We start from the raw sequence: 14113 nt of genomic DNA, 5'->3' as shown, positions 1-14113 counted from the left end.
GTTTACTTGGAGTCGCATTCCTTTAGATGAAAATGGTGATATTGCGAATAGTTTTCCGACTCATCCTGACTGGACAATTGAAATCCTTACCTTTTAATATACAATAGTTTTGCTTAAACGGAGTCGGCAATTACGGAAAAAGAGTTCCCGGTTTCAGCCAATTAAATAGTTCTGAAAGTTTTAAGTTAAAATCTGAGATGAATTCAGGAGTTGGAAGAACTTGTTCGGGTGTTTGTAAAACCATCGGTTGTTCACCCATAGGATAAACAAATACAGACTTTTCAGCCGGATCAATTAACCAACCCATCAGACAACCTGCATCCAGACAATGTAAAATATTACTGATGACTTTTGTTTGGTTTTGATCGGGAGAAAGAATTTCAATTGTCCAGTCAGGATGAGTCGGAAAACTATTCGCAATATCACCATTTTCATCTAAAGGAATGCGACTCCAAGTAAACACAGCAACATCAGGAACAATTGAACGTCCACCAAACGTACATCGTAATTCGGGAAAAGCCCAACCAATGCGTTGAGGCTTAACAACTGTATTAATGACTGTAACCAATTCTCCCTGAATTGCGCTATGTTTTCCTTGAGCCATAGGTTTTTGAATGATTTTACCGTTAATATATTCGCTAGCTGGCTTGGTTTCTGGGAGTTTGAGAAACCCCTCAAGAGTCAGAGATTGTGTTGGAGTTTGTACCATAATTTAAGATATAAATACGAGGAAAACAGTTATTTTAACTCAAAATAGTAGATCGTTTCTCCCTCTGGCGTTTTCTCCCAAGTCCCCTGAAGTTCTATCGCTTTACTCAGAATAAACTTCTCAGCTTCTTGGGGAGATAAATGAGTAAACCTTACAAGATCACTGGGCGTTATTTTGCCCTGATTTTGTACCAGTAAATGAAAGAAGATAGAATGAATCCGACGGGAGCGATTTTCTATCTTCTGACGAGATTGATAAGAACTATCCCACAACAGCCAACCGCCAATTCCTAACGCGGGTAAACCCAAAATTAACCCACCGATTGCGATGCTGATTTTGCTATGAACCGAAGCATCCGGGTTAATCAGTCCAGTTGCAATAGTCAGCAAACAAAACAGCCCAATAGGAATCAATAAACTTGCAGTGATCAACTTAATCAACTGCATGACTTTCCCTTAACATGATGTTAGCAATCAGCTTGCAATTAAACATCGCTCAACAGTATAGCTTAGGTGTTTATTGCCGATAGCGGTTGACTGAAAATCCTTGAATTTTAACGCCGAACCGCCTCTAACAAACGAGAGAAATAAAAGCGAGTGCTAGTCATTTCTTGACGAGCTACGCTGAAGCCATTATTTTCAAAAATTTTAACAATATCTGCCTCTCGATGTTGATAAGCACGAGTCGTTTTACTTGGCCCTGGGAAAAATTCACCGATTTTTTTGAGGATAGTCAAAGCGAAGGTTTTCGGTGCAAAACTCAAAATCAAACGAGACTCCGCGAGCGACGCCAAATGAGCAATCATATCCGCCATTTTATCATCAGGATAGTGAATCAACACATCCAGACAAATCACAGTATGATATCGACCCTCTAAAGCTTCTAAATCCTGAGTGCTAAACTTGACATTGCTAGCGCGATCACCTAAAGTTGCCGTAGCTCGTTCTCGAGCTTCCGAAACCATTTTTTCAGAGATATCGCTAGCAGTGACAATCGCACCCGCCTCAGCCAGAGGAATGCTCAAACTCCCCACACCACACCCCGCATCGCAAATCGACAGACCCGAGAGATTGTCATCTGCTTTCAGCCAGTTTAGCACGCGATCGATGGTTTGTTGATGTCCATTACGGATATCGAGTTGAACCTTGTTCACTTCCCCATCGCCGTAGATTCGTCTCCAGCGATCAAAGCCTGTAGAGTTAAAATATTCTCGAACAACCGTCTTATCGTCTGCAACGCTCATAAATTTGGTTTGCTGTTAATTAGAGTCCAACTGTTAAACCTATCATTATCCGGTACGATGAGACTAAATTTTCAGCGATGAATTTTGGGTAGCTTTAACTTTATAGGATAATTTGGAGTAATGATTAAGGTTGAGTTCCTATTCATCAGTATTGCTATATTGCTGTTAGCAAGCATCTTAGCCAGCAAAGCCGCCAATAAACTCGGTGTTCCAGCATTGCTTTTATTTTTGTTGTTGGGAATGATTGCAGGTTCGGAAGGACTCGGAGGGATTCAATTTGAAAATCCTCTGATCGCCAAATTAATCGGAGACTTTGCACTCACTTTGATTTTATTTGCAGGGGGACTCGATACCAACTGGAAAAGCATTCAACCCGTTCTCATCAAAGGCTTAACCCTTTCTACTCTTGGGGTGGCTATCACCATGTTGCTTTTAGGTTCCTTTGCTTGGTTTATTTTGGGTTCCTTTTCTAGCTTTAATATAGGCTCACAGGGAATTACTTGGACAGAAGGGTTGTTACTCGGTGCGATTATTTCTTCTACAGATGCGGCGGCTGTTTTTTCTGTGTTGCGTTCGAGTAATTTAGGTCTCAAAGGTGATTTGCAACCTCTACTCGAACTTGAATCTGGAAGTAATGATCCAATAGCCGTTTTATTAACCACTGAGTTCGTCAGACTTCTCAGTACATCTGAAGGCTCCTTGATCAGTTTAGGACTCTCATTATTTTGGCAAATTTTGGCAGGAATTGCATTCGGATATGGAATGGGAAAACTTGTTCTTTTAGGGATGAATCGGATTAATTTGGTTTCCCCCGGACTCTATCCCCTTGCTATTTTAGCCTGGACTCTACTCACCTTTGGCGTCACTACAGTTTTAGGAGCAAATGGCTTTTTAGCCGTTTATATTGCGGGTATCGTCATAGGAAATCACCCGCGTCTCATCCATAGCAACAGTTTATTCAGTTTTTACGATAGTTTGTCATGGCTGATGCAAATTACCATGTTTTTGACATTGGGATTACTGGTTTTTCCCTCTCAATTGTTATCGATTGCTGGAGTTGCTATCGTCATCAGTTTATTTTTGATGTTTGTTGCTCGTCCGGTTAGTGTCTTCATTTGTTTGGCTTTTAGTCAAGTGAGTTTTTCGGAGAAATTGTTTATTTCTTGGGTCGGACTTCGAGGTTCTGTACCAATTGTTTTAGCAACTTTTCCACTCATGGTAGGTCTTTCAGAAGCCGATAAACTTTTTAATATCGTGTTTTTTATTGTTCTGACTTCTGCCCTCATTCAAGGCTTATCTTTAGCTCCAGTGGCTCGAAGACTGGGTTTAGTTGAATCTCCTTCGATTTAATGATCGATGACACTTTAAAATAGGATTTAAGTCAATGTTAAATGCTCATTTTTTGATCAGTCTTTTGATTACCTCTGCTACCGTGATTTCTCTAACCAGTTGTACTCGTCATACTGTCAGTCAGTCTTCCACAAATTCAACAGCAAACCCGCAAGAAACCTATCTGCAAGTGAATCCAGTTTCAACGACGGAAACCGTTAATCTCGAAACCCTAAAAATTATCGCCGGACAAACGATTTATGTTCCCGTTTACTCTCACATTTATTACATGAATACTCGCCGAGTTTACAACTTAGCAACAACCTTGAGTGTTAGAAATACTGACCTTGATCATTCTATTATCATTAAAACCGTAAATTATTATAATACTGAAGGAAAATTAGTTCAATCTTATTTAGATCAAGCCATTCGACTCTCTCCTCTCGCTAGCACCGATTTTTTTGTCGAGCAAAGCAACTCCACCGGAGGAGCTGGAGCTAACTTTATCGTTGAATGGATAGCCGAAAAAAACGTCTCAGAACCGATGATTGAAGCGGTATCAATTGGAACATCAGGAACCCAAGGGATTGCATTTACCAGTCCTAGTCGAGTCATTAAAACAACACCAAAATAATCGGCATTCCCTCAGATTTTGTTAATCTTAACCCTCCCGGAAAAACAGGATCAAGCTGAGACTCAACTTGTGATATTTACAACTAGCCAGAGAAATAGGGACTCGGGAATCAGGGGGGAGAGAAAGCCAAGCAAACATAAATACTAGCCCAGTGATTCCCTGTTAGGGAAAGCATCATCATCATCATGTTAGCTTTGTATAATAAAAATGTTAAAATTTAACCGTAGCTCAGTAAAAATATCAATTGGTAGCACAGTCAAAGTTGATTGATCTCAGTAAAATTGAGGTAAACTTAAATCTTGATTGATCACAACCCGTGATTTCTCGCATTAGCTGACAATCAAGTTGAGAGCAAAAAGCACTTTGACAGACTCCAAGCGATCATCAAGGGATGATGTTAATGCTCCAGACAAGCCCGTATATTTTCTGGGTAGGAATCAATCTCTGTTCAACCTGTATCAATCTGAGTTGGCGGTTCTCATTTGAGGAGTTGTGTTCTCAGTCTTGATGTGATTGCATCTACCCTAACTTTAATATGAAAAATACGAACTCCACTGAAAAAACAGAAACAATATTTGGGCAGATATTTCGACCTGTTCCCGTTTTGGTTTCAGGTATTTTTTTGGGATCAATTGCAACAGTTTATGGAACGCTTACCCACGTTAATCTATTCAACTATTTAGGTTCAAACAACAAAGATATTGTTGAATTTTATCAGGAATTATTGGGATTTTCGGATGATTATTTTAATAACAAACATCAATTTAAAGGTTATGTAGAAGAACTTAATATTACAGTAAACCCTGACAACTTTAAGCTCTATGCTTTGCAAAATTCGCTCTGTGAGAACGCAATACTAGAAGGCGACCAACTCCTGATTCCCGCACCACCGGAAGAAAAAGCAGGAGATAAAGATGACCGCTTTGAAATCGTTAAAAAACAAATTGATAAAATTATTAATGATGGGGTGGGAAACCTAGAACTTGTGAATATTAACAATGAACCCGCCTCAATTGAAATAAATCTTTTAACACCAGAAAGAACCTGTATTCGTAAGCCAAAAGAGATTAAAGATTTAGAAAAAATGCTGCAAGAAAGAAAATGGAAAGAAGCCGATCTCAAGACCTATGATGTCATGCTAAAAGTCACCAATCGCAAAGCAGAAGGATACTTAGACAGTGAATCCATCCAAAACTTCCCCTGTTCCTATTTAGAAACCCTTGATCAACTCTGGACTCGATACTCTGGGGGACAATTTGGTTTGACTGTTCAGAAAGAAATTTATAAAGAAACCGGAAACAAGTTAACAGAAGATCATCTTAGAAAATACGATCCCGATGCCTATATTCATTTTAATGATTTAGTGCGATGGATCGAAACCGGAAACAATGGAAAAGAAAGCTGGAAACCTTATGATCAACTCACCTTTTCTCTGGATGCTCCCAAAGGTCATCTTCCTCGCTTAGAAAGACTCGAAGCAGGAATGGAAAAACAACCCAGTTATCAACTCATCTCCCCCAATTCCTTACCCCTGACCTCTCAGGAAATCCAAGCCCGAAACTTTCTGTTTTCACGGGTAGAAATCTGTGAACTCTAATTCTATCTAATTCTAACTAGCCCAGAATTTAAAACTTCGTTACAATCAGGGAGAAACAGTCCATTGTCAACTTTGGTGGCCTGAAGATGAACTGCGTTAGAACCTCTCAAAACGATCCCATTACGGTGGATTTCTTACCCGCCGACCAAGTTCCATTTCCAGGAAAAGTCGGCTTGACATTTGCACCCGGAAAACAGCATCAAGGAATGCACTTTATGTGGAATCGGAATTTGTATCAAGATCTCGATCGCTTGCGACATGACTATCAAACTGATGTGTTAGTCTCTCTAATCGAATCCCACGAGTTTGAAGCGGTACAAATTCCCAATCTGATCTCCGAAGCCCAAGCTAGAGGGATACAAACCAGGTGGTTTCCGATTAAAGATATGAGTGTTCCCACTTCTATGGATGAACTGATTCTTTTAGTTCAACAAATATTGCTGAATGCTAAACAGGATAAAACCGTTGTTATTCATTGTATGGGAGGGTTAGGACGTAGCGGACTTGTCGCCGCTTGCTGTTTAGTTGCGGTGGCCTATTCCCCCGAAAAAGCGATCGCGATCGTCAGAGAAACTCGACAGTACACCATTGAAACCCAAGAGCAAGAAGATTATATCTCAGAATTTTCTCAGGCTTGGAAAACTCACCTGCCAATTTTGTCTGGAAATTATCACTCCAATTAAATTTAACCATCTAGGGGTGGATTATTCCACCCTCAAAATCTTCAGCTTCTTGAAAAAATTACTGATCGATCTAATTCAATTAGATTGCCAAACAAACGACAAAACGGTGAAGATTAAAATTCTGATTAATCTCCTATAGGATTGCAATGAAAATCGAAAATTTGCTCCTACAAGATTGAGGGAAACATCCGACTTAAGCAACCCCATCAGCCCCAAACCCTCATCGGAACATCGTTTAATTTTCTCCCGAAAGCAAAAGGTTAGAGTCGTTGCTCGACCTGAATTTGCTAAAACGGGCTACTTTCGATAAAGTGTAACCAGGGCATCGGAAAATATTTCACTCTTGATATCGGTGAGGAAACCCCGACAGCGATCGCTCTATCCCTCAACCCGACAATTGGACTCAACCGAGTCAATTTCTGAAGATCCGGAAAGCTTTAAGGAAAGTTTTAGACTCATTTTGTAAAAATGTTAACATTAAGACATTTCCAATTGAGCAAAAGTCTAGCTACACTAATAGTAGTACAGGAGCATGACATCGATAACGAGTCAGATCCAACTCGGATTATTCCGCTAGAACGAGTATAAAGATTGTCTACATTCCCGATAAAGCAGGAGAAAATTTGAATGGTGGACGAGTCAGGAGTATCCAAAAGCCTGGGAACTCATCGAATTCTTACTCATTCTTGAGTGATCATCTAAGATTGAGCAAGCAACAGTTGCAGATCCCCTCTGTGATACATCCATTGATGGTTCACTGCTAATAACCTGCTGACTCCCACTGTTAAATGGTCAAACAGGCGGAGATCATCTCTAAAATTACGATATAAACGGGGAGAAAATCCCCAATCTCCTATTTTCATCCCAGTGTAGGGAATCAAGCCAGAGGAAGACTAGATGAACGACAACGCAGGAAGCTTTTCTTCATTTTGCAATCGCCTCCTAAGTGGGGCAATCCGTAGTAAAGCTCAACGCCTGATGGTAATTGCAGCCATCTCGACAATAGCGGTTCCGGGATTGAGCAATGCAGTCCACGCGAGCCTGAAAAACAGCCCCAAAGCAGTTCTAGATGAAGCATGGCAAATTGTCTATCGAGAGTATGTCGATCCCAGCTTCAACCGCAAAAACTGGAAAGCCATTCGACAAGAGCTATTAAGCAAAGAATATTCATCCCGTGAAGAAGCTTATCGCGCCTTACGTCAAGCTCTTGAACAGCTTAATGATCCCTACACCCGTTTCATGGACCCGAAACAGTATGAGCGGTTGACCAGTCAAACCGCCGGAGAACTGTCTGGTGTGGGAATGCAGCTTTCACTCGATGAGAAAACGAAAAGCATCGTTGTTGTTTCTCCCATTAAAAATTCTCCCGCCCAAGCCGCCGGAATTCAAGCAGGAGATCAAATTCTAGAGATTGATGGCATCTCAACCCAAGGGATGAGCGTTGATAATGCCGCCGAAAAAATTCGGGGTAATGTCGGAACTCAAGTTGAAGTGCGAATTAAACGCGCAGGCCAAGAAGAGTTCAATGTCACCCTCACTCGCGCGAGGATTGAACTCGAAGCCGTCTACTATCGCCTCAATACCGAAGGAGAGCGAAAAGTTGGATATATTCAGTTGCGCGAGTTCAACTCCCACGCCGCCGAACAGATGAAAGAAGCGATGGAAGAGTTGGTCGAAAAACAAGCAGAAGCCTTCGTCCTCGATTTACGCGGGAATCCCGGAGGTTTGCTCCGCAGTAGTATTGAAATTGCCCGAATGTGGATGGATGATGGCATGATTGTCAGCACTGTTGATCGCGATGGCGAAACCCAAGAAATCCGAGCCAACCGCACCGCAATCACCACTTTACCCACCGTTGTTCTCGTTGATGGAAACTCCGCCAGTGCCAGCGAAATCCTCGCCGGAGCCATGAAAGACAATCAGCGAGCCGTGATTATGGGCGATCAAACCTTTGGCAAAGCTTTAGTACAATCGGTGTTTTCCTTATCTGATGGTTCCGGTTTAGCGGTAACAATTGCCCATTACTACACGCCCAATGGCACCGACATTAGCAAAAAAGGAGTCACACCCGACGTTAAACTAGAGCTGACCGACGATCAGAAAAAGCAACTCGCTAGCGATCCTCAATTAATTGGGACTCAAGGAGATCCTTACTATGCTCGCGCCATCAACATTCTAGCGACTGAAGCCGCTTCACGACCTCTGGCGATTAGTGAACGCGAGAATCCTAAATAAAAGCTTTTGTGGGCAAATTTAGGCATCGCCATTTGCCCTAGCTCTCTGGTCTCTCTGGAGATGAATTGCCACAGAGGAAAATAGCGGCTAATCTTGAGGGTGATGTTGTGTGAATCAATGTGTTTTATGTCAAATTCATTGCCTCCAAATTCATCCTCACCCCAAGCTTCATCTCGCAATAACGATGAGTGGATTGCCGTTTTAATCGCACTTTTAGCGATGGGCGGTATTTTATTTTGGGTGTTGGGTAAAGACGCTAAAGCCTACAGGCAAAAGTTCACTTCACCTGCTATTCTGCCCACTCCTCAATCGAGTGTCTCAGACCAATTTAATTTATCCCAAGTTTTAGAAAACTCTCTCTTGCAGCATCGGCAACAACAAGCAAGTCCACAGCCAGTCTCTGTACCTGCTACCTCTTCGGGAAATGTATTTCAATCCTTCTCGCCTGCTCCGACTCCAGAAAGCCCTTCTCGCTCAACAGATGTCAGTCCGGCTTGGTGGATGATTACTCCCTTTTTCTTCACACCGCCTGATGCGTCTGAGTCTCAGGAAAATCCGGGTTCACAGACGACTATTGTACCTATTCCCACTCAAGAGTCAACGACGACTCAACCGCAAACAGCAGCTAGTCCTCAAAGCCAACAACAAGCCCCTCAACCGCAAACAGAAGCTAGCCCTCAAAGCCAACAACAAGCCCCTCAACCGCAAACAGCAGCTAGCCCTCAAAGCCAACAACAAGCCGCTCAACCGCAAACAGCAGCTAGCCCTCAAAGCCAACAACAAGCCGCTCAACCGCAAACAGCAGCTAGTCCTCAAAGCCAACAACAAGCCGCTCAACCGCAAACAGCAGCTAGTCCTCAAAGCCAACAACAAGCCGCTCAACCTGATACAAAAGCTAGCCCTCAAAGCAAAGCTGAAATTCCTACACCAGTACCATTCTTCGTGCTTTCTGATGTACCGTCCGAGTTCTGGGCTAAAGAGTTTATTGAGTATACGACTGAAAATCAGATTATCGTTCCCTACAAAGATGGTACGTTTCAACCTGATAAACCGATCACTCGGGCAGAACTCGCCGCTCAACTCGAAAATGCCTTTATTCCTCAAAAAGATCAATCCGCTCAACTCAATTATAAAGATGTAAAGCCAGACAACTGGGCGCAACAGGCGATTGTTGATGTCACTCAAACGGGCTTTATGAAAGGTTATCCCGGTGAGATCTTTCTTCCCAATGAAGTCGTACCTCGCGTTCAGGTTTTAGTCGCTTTAGTCAGTGGGTTGGATCTCAAACCCCCGAGAAATCCTGAAGAAACTTTAAAAGTTTACCAGGATGCCGATCAAATTCCCAAATGGGCGGTTGAGAAAATCGCCGCCGCCACAGAAGCGGGATTAGTCGTTAATCATCCCGAACAAAATACTCTCAATCCCAATCAACCTGCAACTCGGGCGGAAGTCTCAGCTATGATTTATCAAGCTTTAGTTGAATCCGGCAAAGCTGAACCGATTTCATCCGATTATATTGTCAAGCCGAATAAGTGAGGGAGTCTACAATTTTAAACCCTTTATTTGACAACTTTAAACTTTCCCTGATTTTACGTTATTGAACGGAATTGTAGGGAAGTTTTTTTTGATTGAATAGCCCTAAAATCTCTATGCACTCTCAACCGCGATATCCATTCCTAAAATTAATATTCACTGTGTTTTGGAGTTTAACCTCTATCGTTCAACCTGTGCGATCGCAAACAGAAAACCTTGTGATCAGTAAAACTCCTAAACCCTGTTTCTGGGAGATGGAAGTCTTACCCTCGCCGCCCTTATCTCAAACTGAACCCAGTATCCCCAGTTTATGGTTAGCACAAGAACTCTATGGATATTCTACTTTACCGACTCCAACTCAGCCGGTGGAATCAGACATAGATCTTCAACTTAACGCTGAACAACTTTCCGATGAAACAGAACAATATCCCATTCTAGAAACTTGGTTTGTTGAACCCAAAATTACACAGCTTCAGCCGGATTTGTATGTTAATAATTTAGTCACTCTTGTTGTCAATCGGATTAACTGGAATCGAGAAAAATACATGGGACAATATGTATTTGTCAGTCGATTTGCCTCCGTAACAAGACGCTATGGTTATAATTTGCGGGTTTGTAATCGTCAGGGGGATTTACTGGCTTTCTATATTTGTAATTTTGATCAAATTCCCTTAAGTTGTCAGGTACAAATCCTATCAGAAGGATTGCAATTTCGAGAATTTAGAAATTTTAATCCCCAGTAACTCGGTCAGCCTATTTTTAGTCTACCCTCTTGACTTTTTCGGAGCCTGTGGTATTATTTTTAGTATAATCGGATATTTGCGAAAAAAATATTTTTTTAAACATCCAATTGTTTAAGGTACTCTTTAAAGTATACCAGGAGTCGCCCCTGTCTGTCAACTCCCTTCCCAAAAAAATCCCCTGCTTTTGTTAACAGGGGAAAGTCAATTCTACAGAGTCAAATGCCCCACCCACAAGGGGATGTGGCTTACAACTAGACCACTTCGGATCTGTCGCATACGGGTAATTGACCGTAAGAAAGTCTCTCCGTCTGACTAGCAGTAGAGAGAAGAAGTTTCTGTTCTTCCCACTCCTGGGGCATCCCTCACACTCATCGGGGCTGGTCTTTGACCACTTCTATCGTCACGGACAAACCACTTTTTCCTATTCTCCAACATACCAAGTTGCAGTCAAGAAATGTCTAGTCTGGTGATAGGTATTCGTATTGTACCAGAGACTCTCGCTCGCTTACATCCCCGCCCACTCTTGGGACGGGGTTTTACGCTCGATCAATAAACAAAAGATGCGGAGAGATTACTTAGCGACCTTTAAAACCGCAGAATCTTGATTGTATTCTTCCAGTTGAATGGGAACAGGTTTAACATTCCAGATCTGTTCACAATACTCTTTGATCGTGCGATCGCTAGAAAACTTACCCATACGAACGGCATTCAAAATTGCCATTCGAGTCCAAGCATCACGATCCTGGAATACTTTGCTGGCTCGTTCTTGACAATCAATGTAAGACTGATAATCAGCAAACAGCATATAAGGATCATGGTGCATGAAAGAATCAGTCATGGGTTTAAACAATTCCTTATCCCCATGAGAGAAAAATCCCGATGTTAGGCGATCCATCACGGCTTTTAACTCAGCATTCTTGCTGTAGTATTCCGAGGGATTATAACCCGCAGCTTTAACTTTGTAGACTTGATCAGCCGTTAAACCAAACAAGAAGAAATTCTCTTCTCCAGCTTCTTCACGGATTTCAATATTTGCACCATCAAGGGTACCAATCGTCATCGCGCCATTCATAGCAAACTTCATGTTACCCGTACCAGAAGCTTCTTTACCCGCCGTTGAAATTTGTTCGGACAAATCCGCAGCCGGATAGATTTTCTGACCCAGAGAAGCATTAAAATTCGCTAAGAAAACCACCTTCAGCCGTCCGCGTACATCCGGATCATTGTTAACAACTTCAGCGACGGCATTGATGAGTTTAATCATCAGTTTCGCCATGAAATATCCCGGTGCCGCCTTCCCTCCAAAAATGAAAGTCCGGGGAGTCACCTCAATGTTAGGATTTTGCTTAATCCGGTTGTACAGCGTGATAATGTGCAGTACACACAAATGCTGGCGTTTGTATTCGTGAATCCGCTTCACCTGCACATCAAACATGGAATTGGGATCAACCGCAATGCCATTGTGTTTCCAGATGTAATCAGCGAGTTTCTGTTTGTTTTCTAACTTAATCTGATGCCATTGTTCACGGAATCCGGCATCTTCAATGTAAGCTTCAATCTTGCGAAGTTGATCGAGATCCTTGAGCCAACCCTTACCAATTTTAGAGGTATAAAGCTCAGACAGTTTAGGATTGCTCAATAACACCCAGCGACGAGGAGTAACACCGTTTGTTTTATTGAAGAACTTCTCAGGCCAAATCTTGTAGAAATCTCGCAGCGTATCTTGTTTTAACAGTTCTGTGTGCAGTGCTGCCACACCATTAATTGCGTGAGATCCCACACAGGCTAAATTTGCCATGCGGACATATTGTTCTGGGCCTTCTTGAATGAGTGATAAACGGGCTAACATCCCTTCATCACCAGGATACCAGAGCTTAACATCTTCGAGAAAACGACGATTAATTTCATAGATGATTTCCAGATGGCGAGGCAGGAGATAGCCAAACAACGTCACAGACCATTTTTCTAGCGCCTCTGGCATTAGAGTATGGTTCGTGTAGGCAAAAGTGGTTTGGGTAATCCGCCAAGCATCATCCCAGTCAAAGCCATGTTCATCCAACAACAGTCGCATCATTTCAGCGATCGCCACCGCCGGATGAGTATCATTAAGCTGAATCGCCGTTGTTTCATAGAGATTGTGCAGACTCTTATGACGCATCAGGTGAATGCGAATAATATCTTGTAAGGTACAAGACACAAAGAAAAATTGCTGCTCGAGTCTCAGTTGCTTGCCTTGAGGCGTGTTGTCGTTGGGGTAGAGAACCTTAGAAATGGTTTCCGATCGCATTTTTTCCGCAACCGCCCCATCATAGTTCCCGGCGTTAAACGCATCAAAGTTGAAATCATCACTCGCTTCTGCCCGCCACAACCGCAAGGGGTTAACGGTATTGGTGTCATATCCGGGAACAGGCGTATCGTAGGGAATACCAATGGCAGTCGTTGAGGGAATCCAACGCACCCGATACTGACCCTTATCATCATGGTACATTTCCGTATGACCGCCAAATTTCACCTCGACGGCCTGATCCGGACGGGCAATTTCCCAAGGGTTGCCAAAACGCAGCCATTTATCAGGAATTTCAGCTTGCCAACCATCCTGAATCATTTGGTGGAAAATCCCAAACTCATAGCGTAAGCCACAACCAACAGCCGGAATTTCTAAGGTAGCCAAAGAGTCGAGGAAACAAGCAGCTAAACGTCCTAAGCCTCCATTCCCTAAACCGGGGTCAGGTTCTCGTTCTAACAGTTCGTCTAAGTTTAAGCCAGACTCTTCAACCGCCTGACGGATTTTTTCATAGACGTGTAGGTTGATCAGACTGTTGCCAAGATGACGCCCCATCAAAAACTCAGCCGAGAGATAGTAGACAACCTTAACGTTGTTTTCTACATAGGTTTTAAAGGTTTTCAGCCAACGGTTGAGTAAGCGATCGCGCAATGTGTAGGCGAGCGCCATGTAAAAGTCATCGGGGGTGGCAAAGGACTCATACTTCCCTTGCAAATAGAAAAGATTATCCGCAAAGGCCCGCTTGAGCGTGTCCACACTCATTCCAGTGCGGTCGTCCTCAATTTGAATCGGACATTCATTTACGGTTGGGAGGGATTGAGTCATAGATTCTCCTTTCAATCGGCCTGTTGGGTTCGGACAATGTTTCGGTTGCAGAAATCATATCAGGCTGAGTTTAGCTATCTCTGTAGCAATCGCTTCCAGCCTGTCTTGACAGCGCCCCTGCTTCCGATGAAGACTATCGATAAATTTTTTGGATTTGAAGACCCAGAATGTTAACTTTCGGGTCTATTGTATCCTGTTTGTCTAGATAGATTGACACTCCCACGCCTTAAAAGGCGGGGATTCTTCATTCTACGACTCGACTTGCTGAGACAGGATTTCTCCTATCACAGTAGAGGTA

The 14113-nt window shown here is 42.7% G+C and carries 11 protein-coding genes and 1 pseudogene; 8 read left to right on the top strand and 4 right to left on the bottom strand.

All coding sequences use genetic code 11. From position 1 onward, the window contains the following. Positions 1-91, top strand: a pseudogene (locus WN50_RS36565) (Uma2 family endonuclease); the annotation flags it as partial. Between the two features lie 39 nt (positions 92-130). Here the strand turns inward: WN50_RS36565 and WN50_RS23760 are convergent. From WN50_RS23760 to bchM, 3 genes are all read right to left on the bottom strand, one after another. Further along, positions 131-709, bottom strand: coding sequence for a Uma2 family endonuclease (locus tag WN50_RS23760; protein ID WP_046281131.1), 579 nt, complete (start codon positions 707-709; stop codon positions 131-133). 29 nt (positions 710-738) lie between these two features. Beyond that, positions 739-1155 carry a hypothetical protein gene (locus WN50_RS23755; protein ID WP_046281130.1) on the bottom strand — a complete coding sequence of 139 codons (417 nt, stop codon included), beginning with the start codon at positions 1153-1155 and terminating at the stop codon, positions 739-741. A 107-nt stretch (positions 1156-1262) separates the two neighbouring features. Beyond that, positions 1263-1952: a magnesium protoporphyrin IX methyltransferase gene (bchM, locus tag WN50_RS23750; RefSeq protein WP_046281129.1), complete on the bottom strand. Its 690-nt coding sequence runs from the start codon at positions 1950-1952 to the stop codon at positions 1263-1265. 120 nt (positions 1953-2072) lie between these two features. Here bchM and WN50_RS23745 point away from each other — a divergent pair, with 120 nt between their 5' ends. The 7 genes from WN50_RS23745 (at position 2073) to WN50_RS23715 (ending at position 10706) form a co-directional block, all read left to right on the top strand. Beyond that, the gene (locus WN50_RS23745; RefSeq protein ID WP_046281128.1) at positions 2073-3302 is read left to right on the top strand and encodes a potassium/proton antiporter; all 1230 of its coding nucleotides are present in this window, start codon (positions 2073-2075) and stop codon (positions 3300-3302) included. Between the two features lie 34 nt (positions 3303-3336). Then, on the top strand, positions 3337-3915 hold the full coding sequence (locus WN50_RS23740; RefSeq protein WP_046281127.1) for a DUF3124 domain-containing protein: 579 nt from the start codon (positions 3337-3339) through the stop codon (positions 3913-3915). Positions 3916-4450: 535 nt separating this feature from the next. Next, positions 4451-5512: a GUN4 domain-containing protein gene (locus tag WN50_RS23735; RefSeq protein ID WP_049560970.1), complete on the top strand. Its 1062-nt coding sequence runs from the start codon at positions 4451-4453 to the stop codon at positions 5510-5512. Between the two features lie 86 nt (positions 5513-5598). After that, positions 5599-6195, top strand: coding sequence for a cyclin-dependent kinase inhibitor 3 family protein (locus WN50_RS23730; protein WP_046281126.1), 597 nt, complete (start codon positions 5599-5601; stop codon positions 6193-6195). An 897-nt stretch (positions 6196-7092) separates the two neighbouring features. Further along, complete coding sequence (gene ctpB / locus WN50_RS23725; RefSeq protein ID WP_046281125.1) at positions 7093-8430, top strand: carboxyl-terminal processing protease CtpB; 1338 nt, start codon at positions 7093-7095, stop codon at positions 8428-8430. 126 nt (positions 8431-8556) lie between these two features. Next, entirely contained in the window at positions 8557-9966 is a 1410-nt protein-coding gene (locus WN50_RS31135) for an S-layer homology domain-containing protein (RefSeq protein WP_053221590.1), read from the top strand. A 113-nt stretch (positions 9967-10079) separates the two neighbouring features. Beyond that, a complete protein-coding gene (locus tag WN50_RS23715) occupies positions 10080-10706 on the top strand; it encodes a hypothetical protein (protein ID WP_046281124.1) in 627 nt (208 codons plus the stop codon). 571 nt (positions 10707-11277) lie between these two features. Here WN50_RS23715 and WN50_RS23710 read toward each other — a convergent pair. Continuing rightward, positions 11278-13815, bottom strand: a complete 2538-nt coding sequence (locus WN50_RS23710) for a glycogen/starch/alpha-glucan phosphorylase (RefSeq protein WP_046281123.1) — start codon at positions 13813-13815, stop codon at positions 11278-11280. Between the last annotated feature and the right edge of the window lie 298 nt (positions 13816-14113).

Source organism: Limnoraphis robusta CS-951 (assembly GCF_000972705.2).
Note: the sequence above shows the minus strand (reverse complement) of the source record. Positions and strands in the feature narration are given on the sequence as shown.

Bases quoted from the DNA above. Each gene is read 5' to 3' on its own strand.
- WN50_RS23760 (WP_046281131.1), bottom strand. From the start codon at position 709: ATGGTACAAACTCCAACACAATCTCTGACTCTTGAGGGGTTTCTCAAA.
- WN50_RS23755 (WP_046281130.1), bottom strand. From the start codon at position 1,155: ATGCAGTTGATTAAGTTGATCACTGCAAGTTTATTGATTCCTATTGGG.
- bchM (WP_046281129.1), bottom strand. From the start codon at position 1,952: ATGAGCGTTGCAGACGATAAGACGGTTGTTCGAGAATATTTTAACTCT.
- WN50_RS23745 (WP_046281128.1), top strand. From the start codon at position 2,073: ATGATTAAGGTTGAGTTCCTATTCATCAGTATTGCTATATTGCTGTTA.
- WN50_RS23740 (WP_046281127.1), top strand. From the start codon at position 3,337: ATGTTAAATGCTCATTTTTTGATCAGTCTTTTGATTACCTCTGCTACC.
- WN50_RS23735 (WP_049560970.1), top strand. From the start codon at position 4,451: ATGAAAAATACGAACTCCACTGAAAAAACAGAAACAATATTTGGGCAG.
- WN50_RS23730 (WP_046281126.1), top strand. From the start codon at position 5,599: ATGAACTGCGTTAGAACCTCTCAAAACGATCCCATTACGGTGGATTTC.
- ctpB (WP_046281125.1), top strand. From the start codon at position 7,093: ATGAACGACAACGCAGGAAGCTTTTCTTCATTTTGCAATCGCCTCCTA.
- WN50_RS31135 (WP_053221590.1), top strand. From the start codon at position 8,557: ATGTCAAATTCATTGCCTCCAAATTCATCCTCACCCCAAGCTTCATCT.
- WN50_RS23715 (WP_046281124.1), top strand. From the start codon at position 10,080: ATGCACTCTCAACCGCGATATCCATTCCTAAAATTAATATTCACTGTG.
- WN50_RS23710 (WP_046281123.1), bottom strand. From the start codon at position 13,815: ATGACTCAATCCCTCCCAACCGTAAATGAATGTCCGATTCAAATTGAG.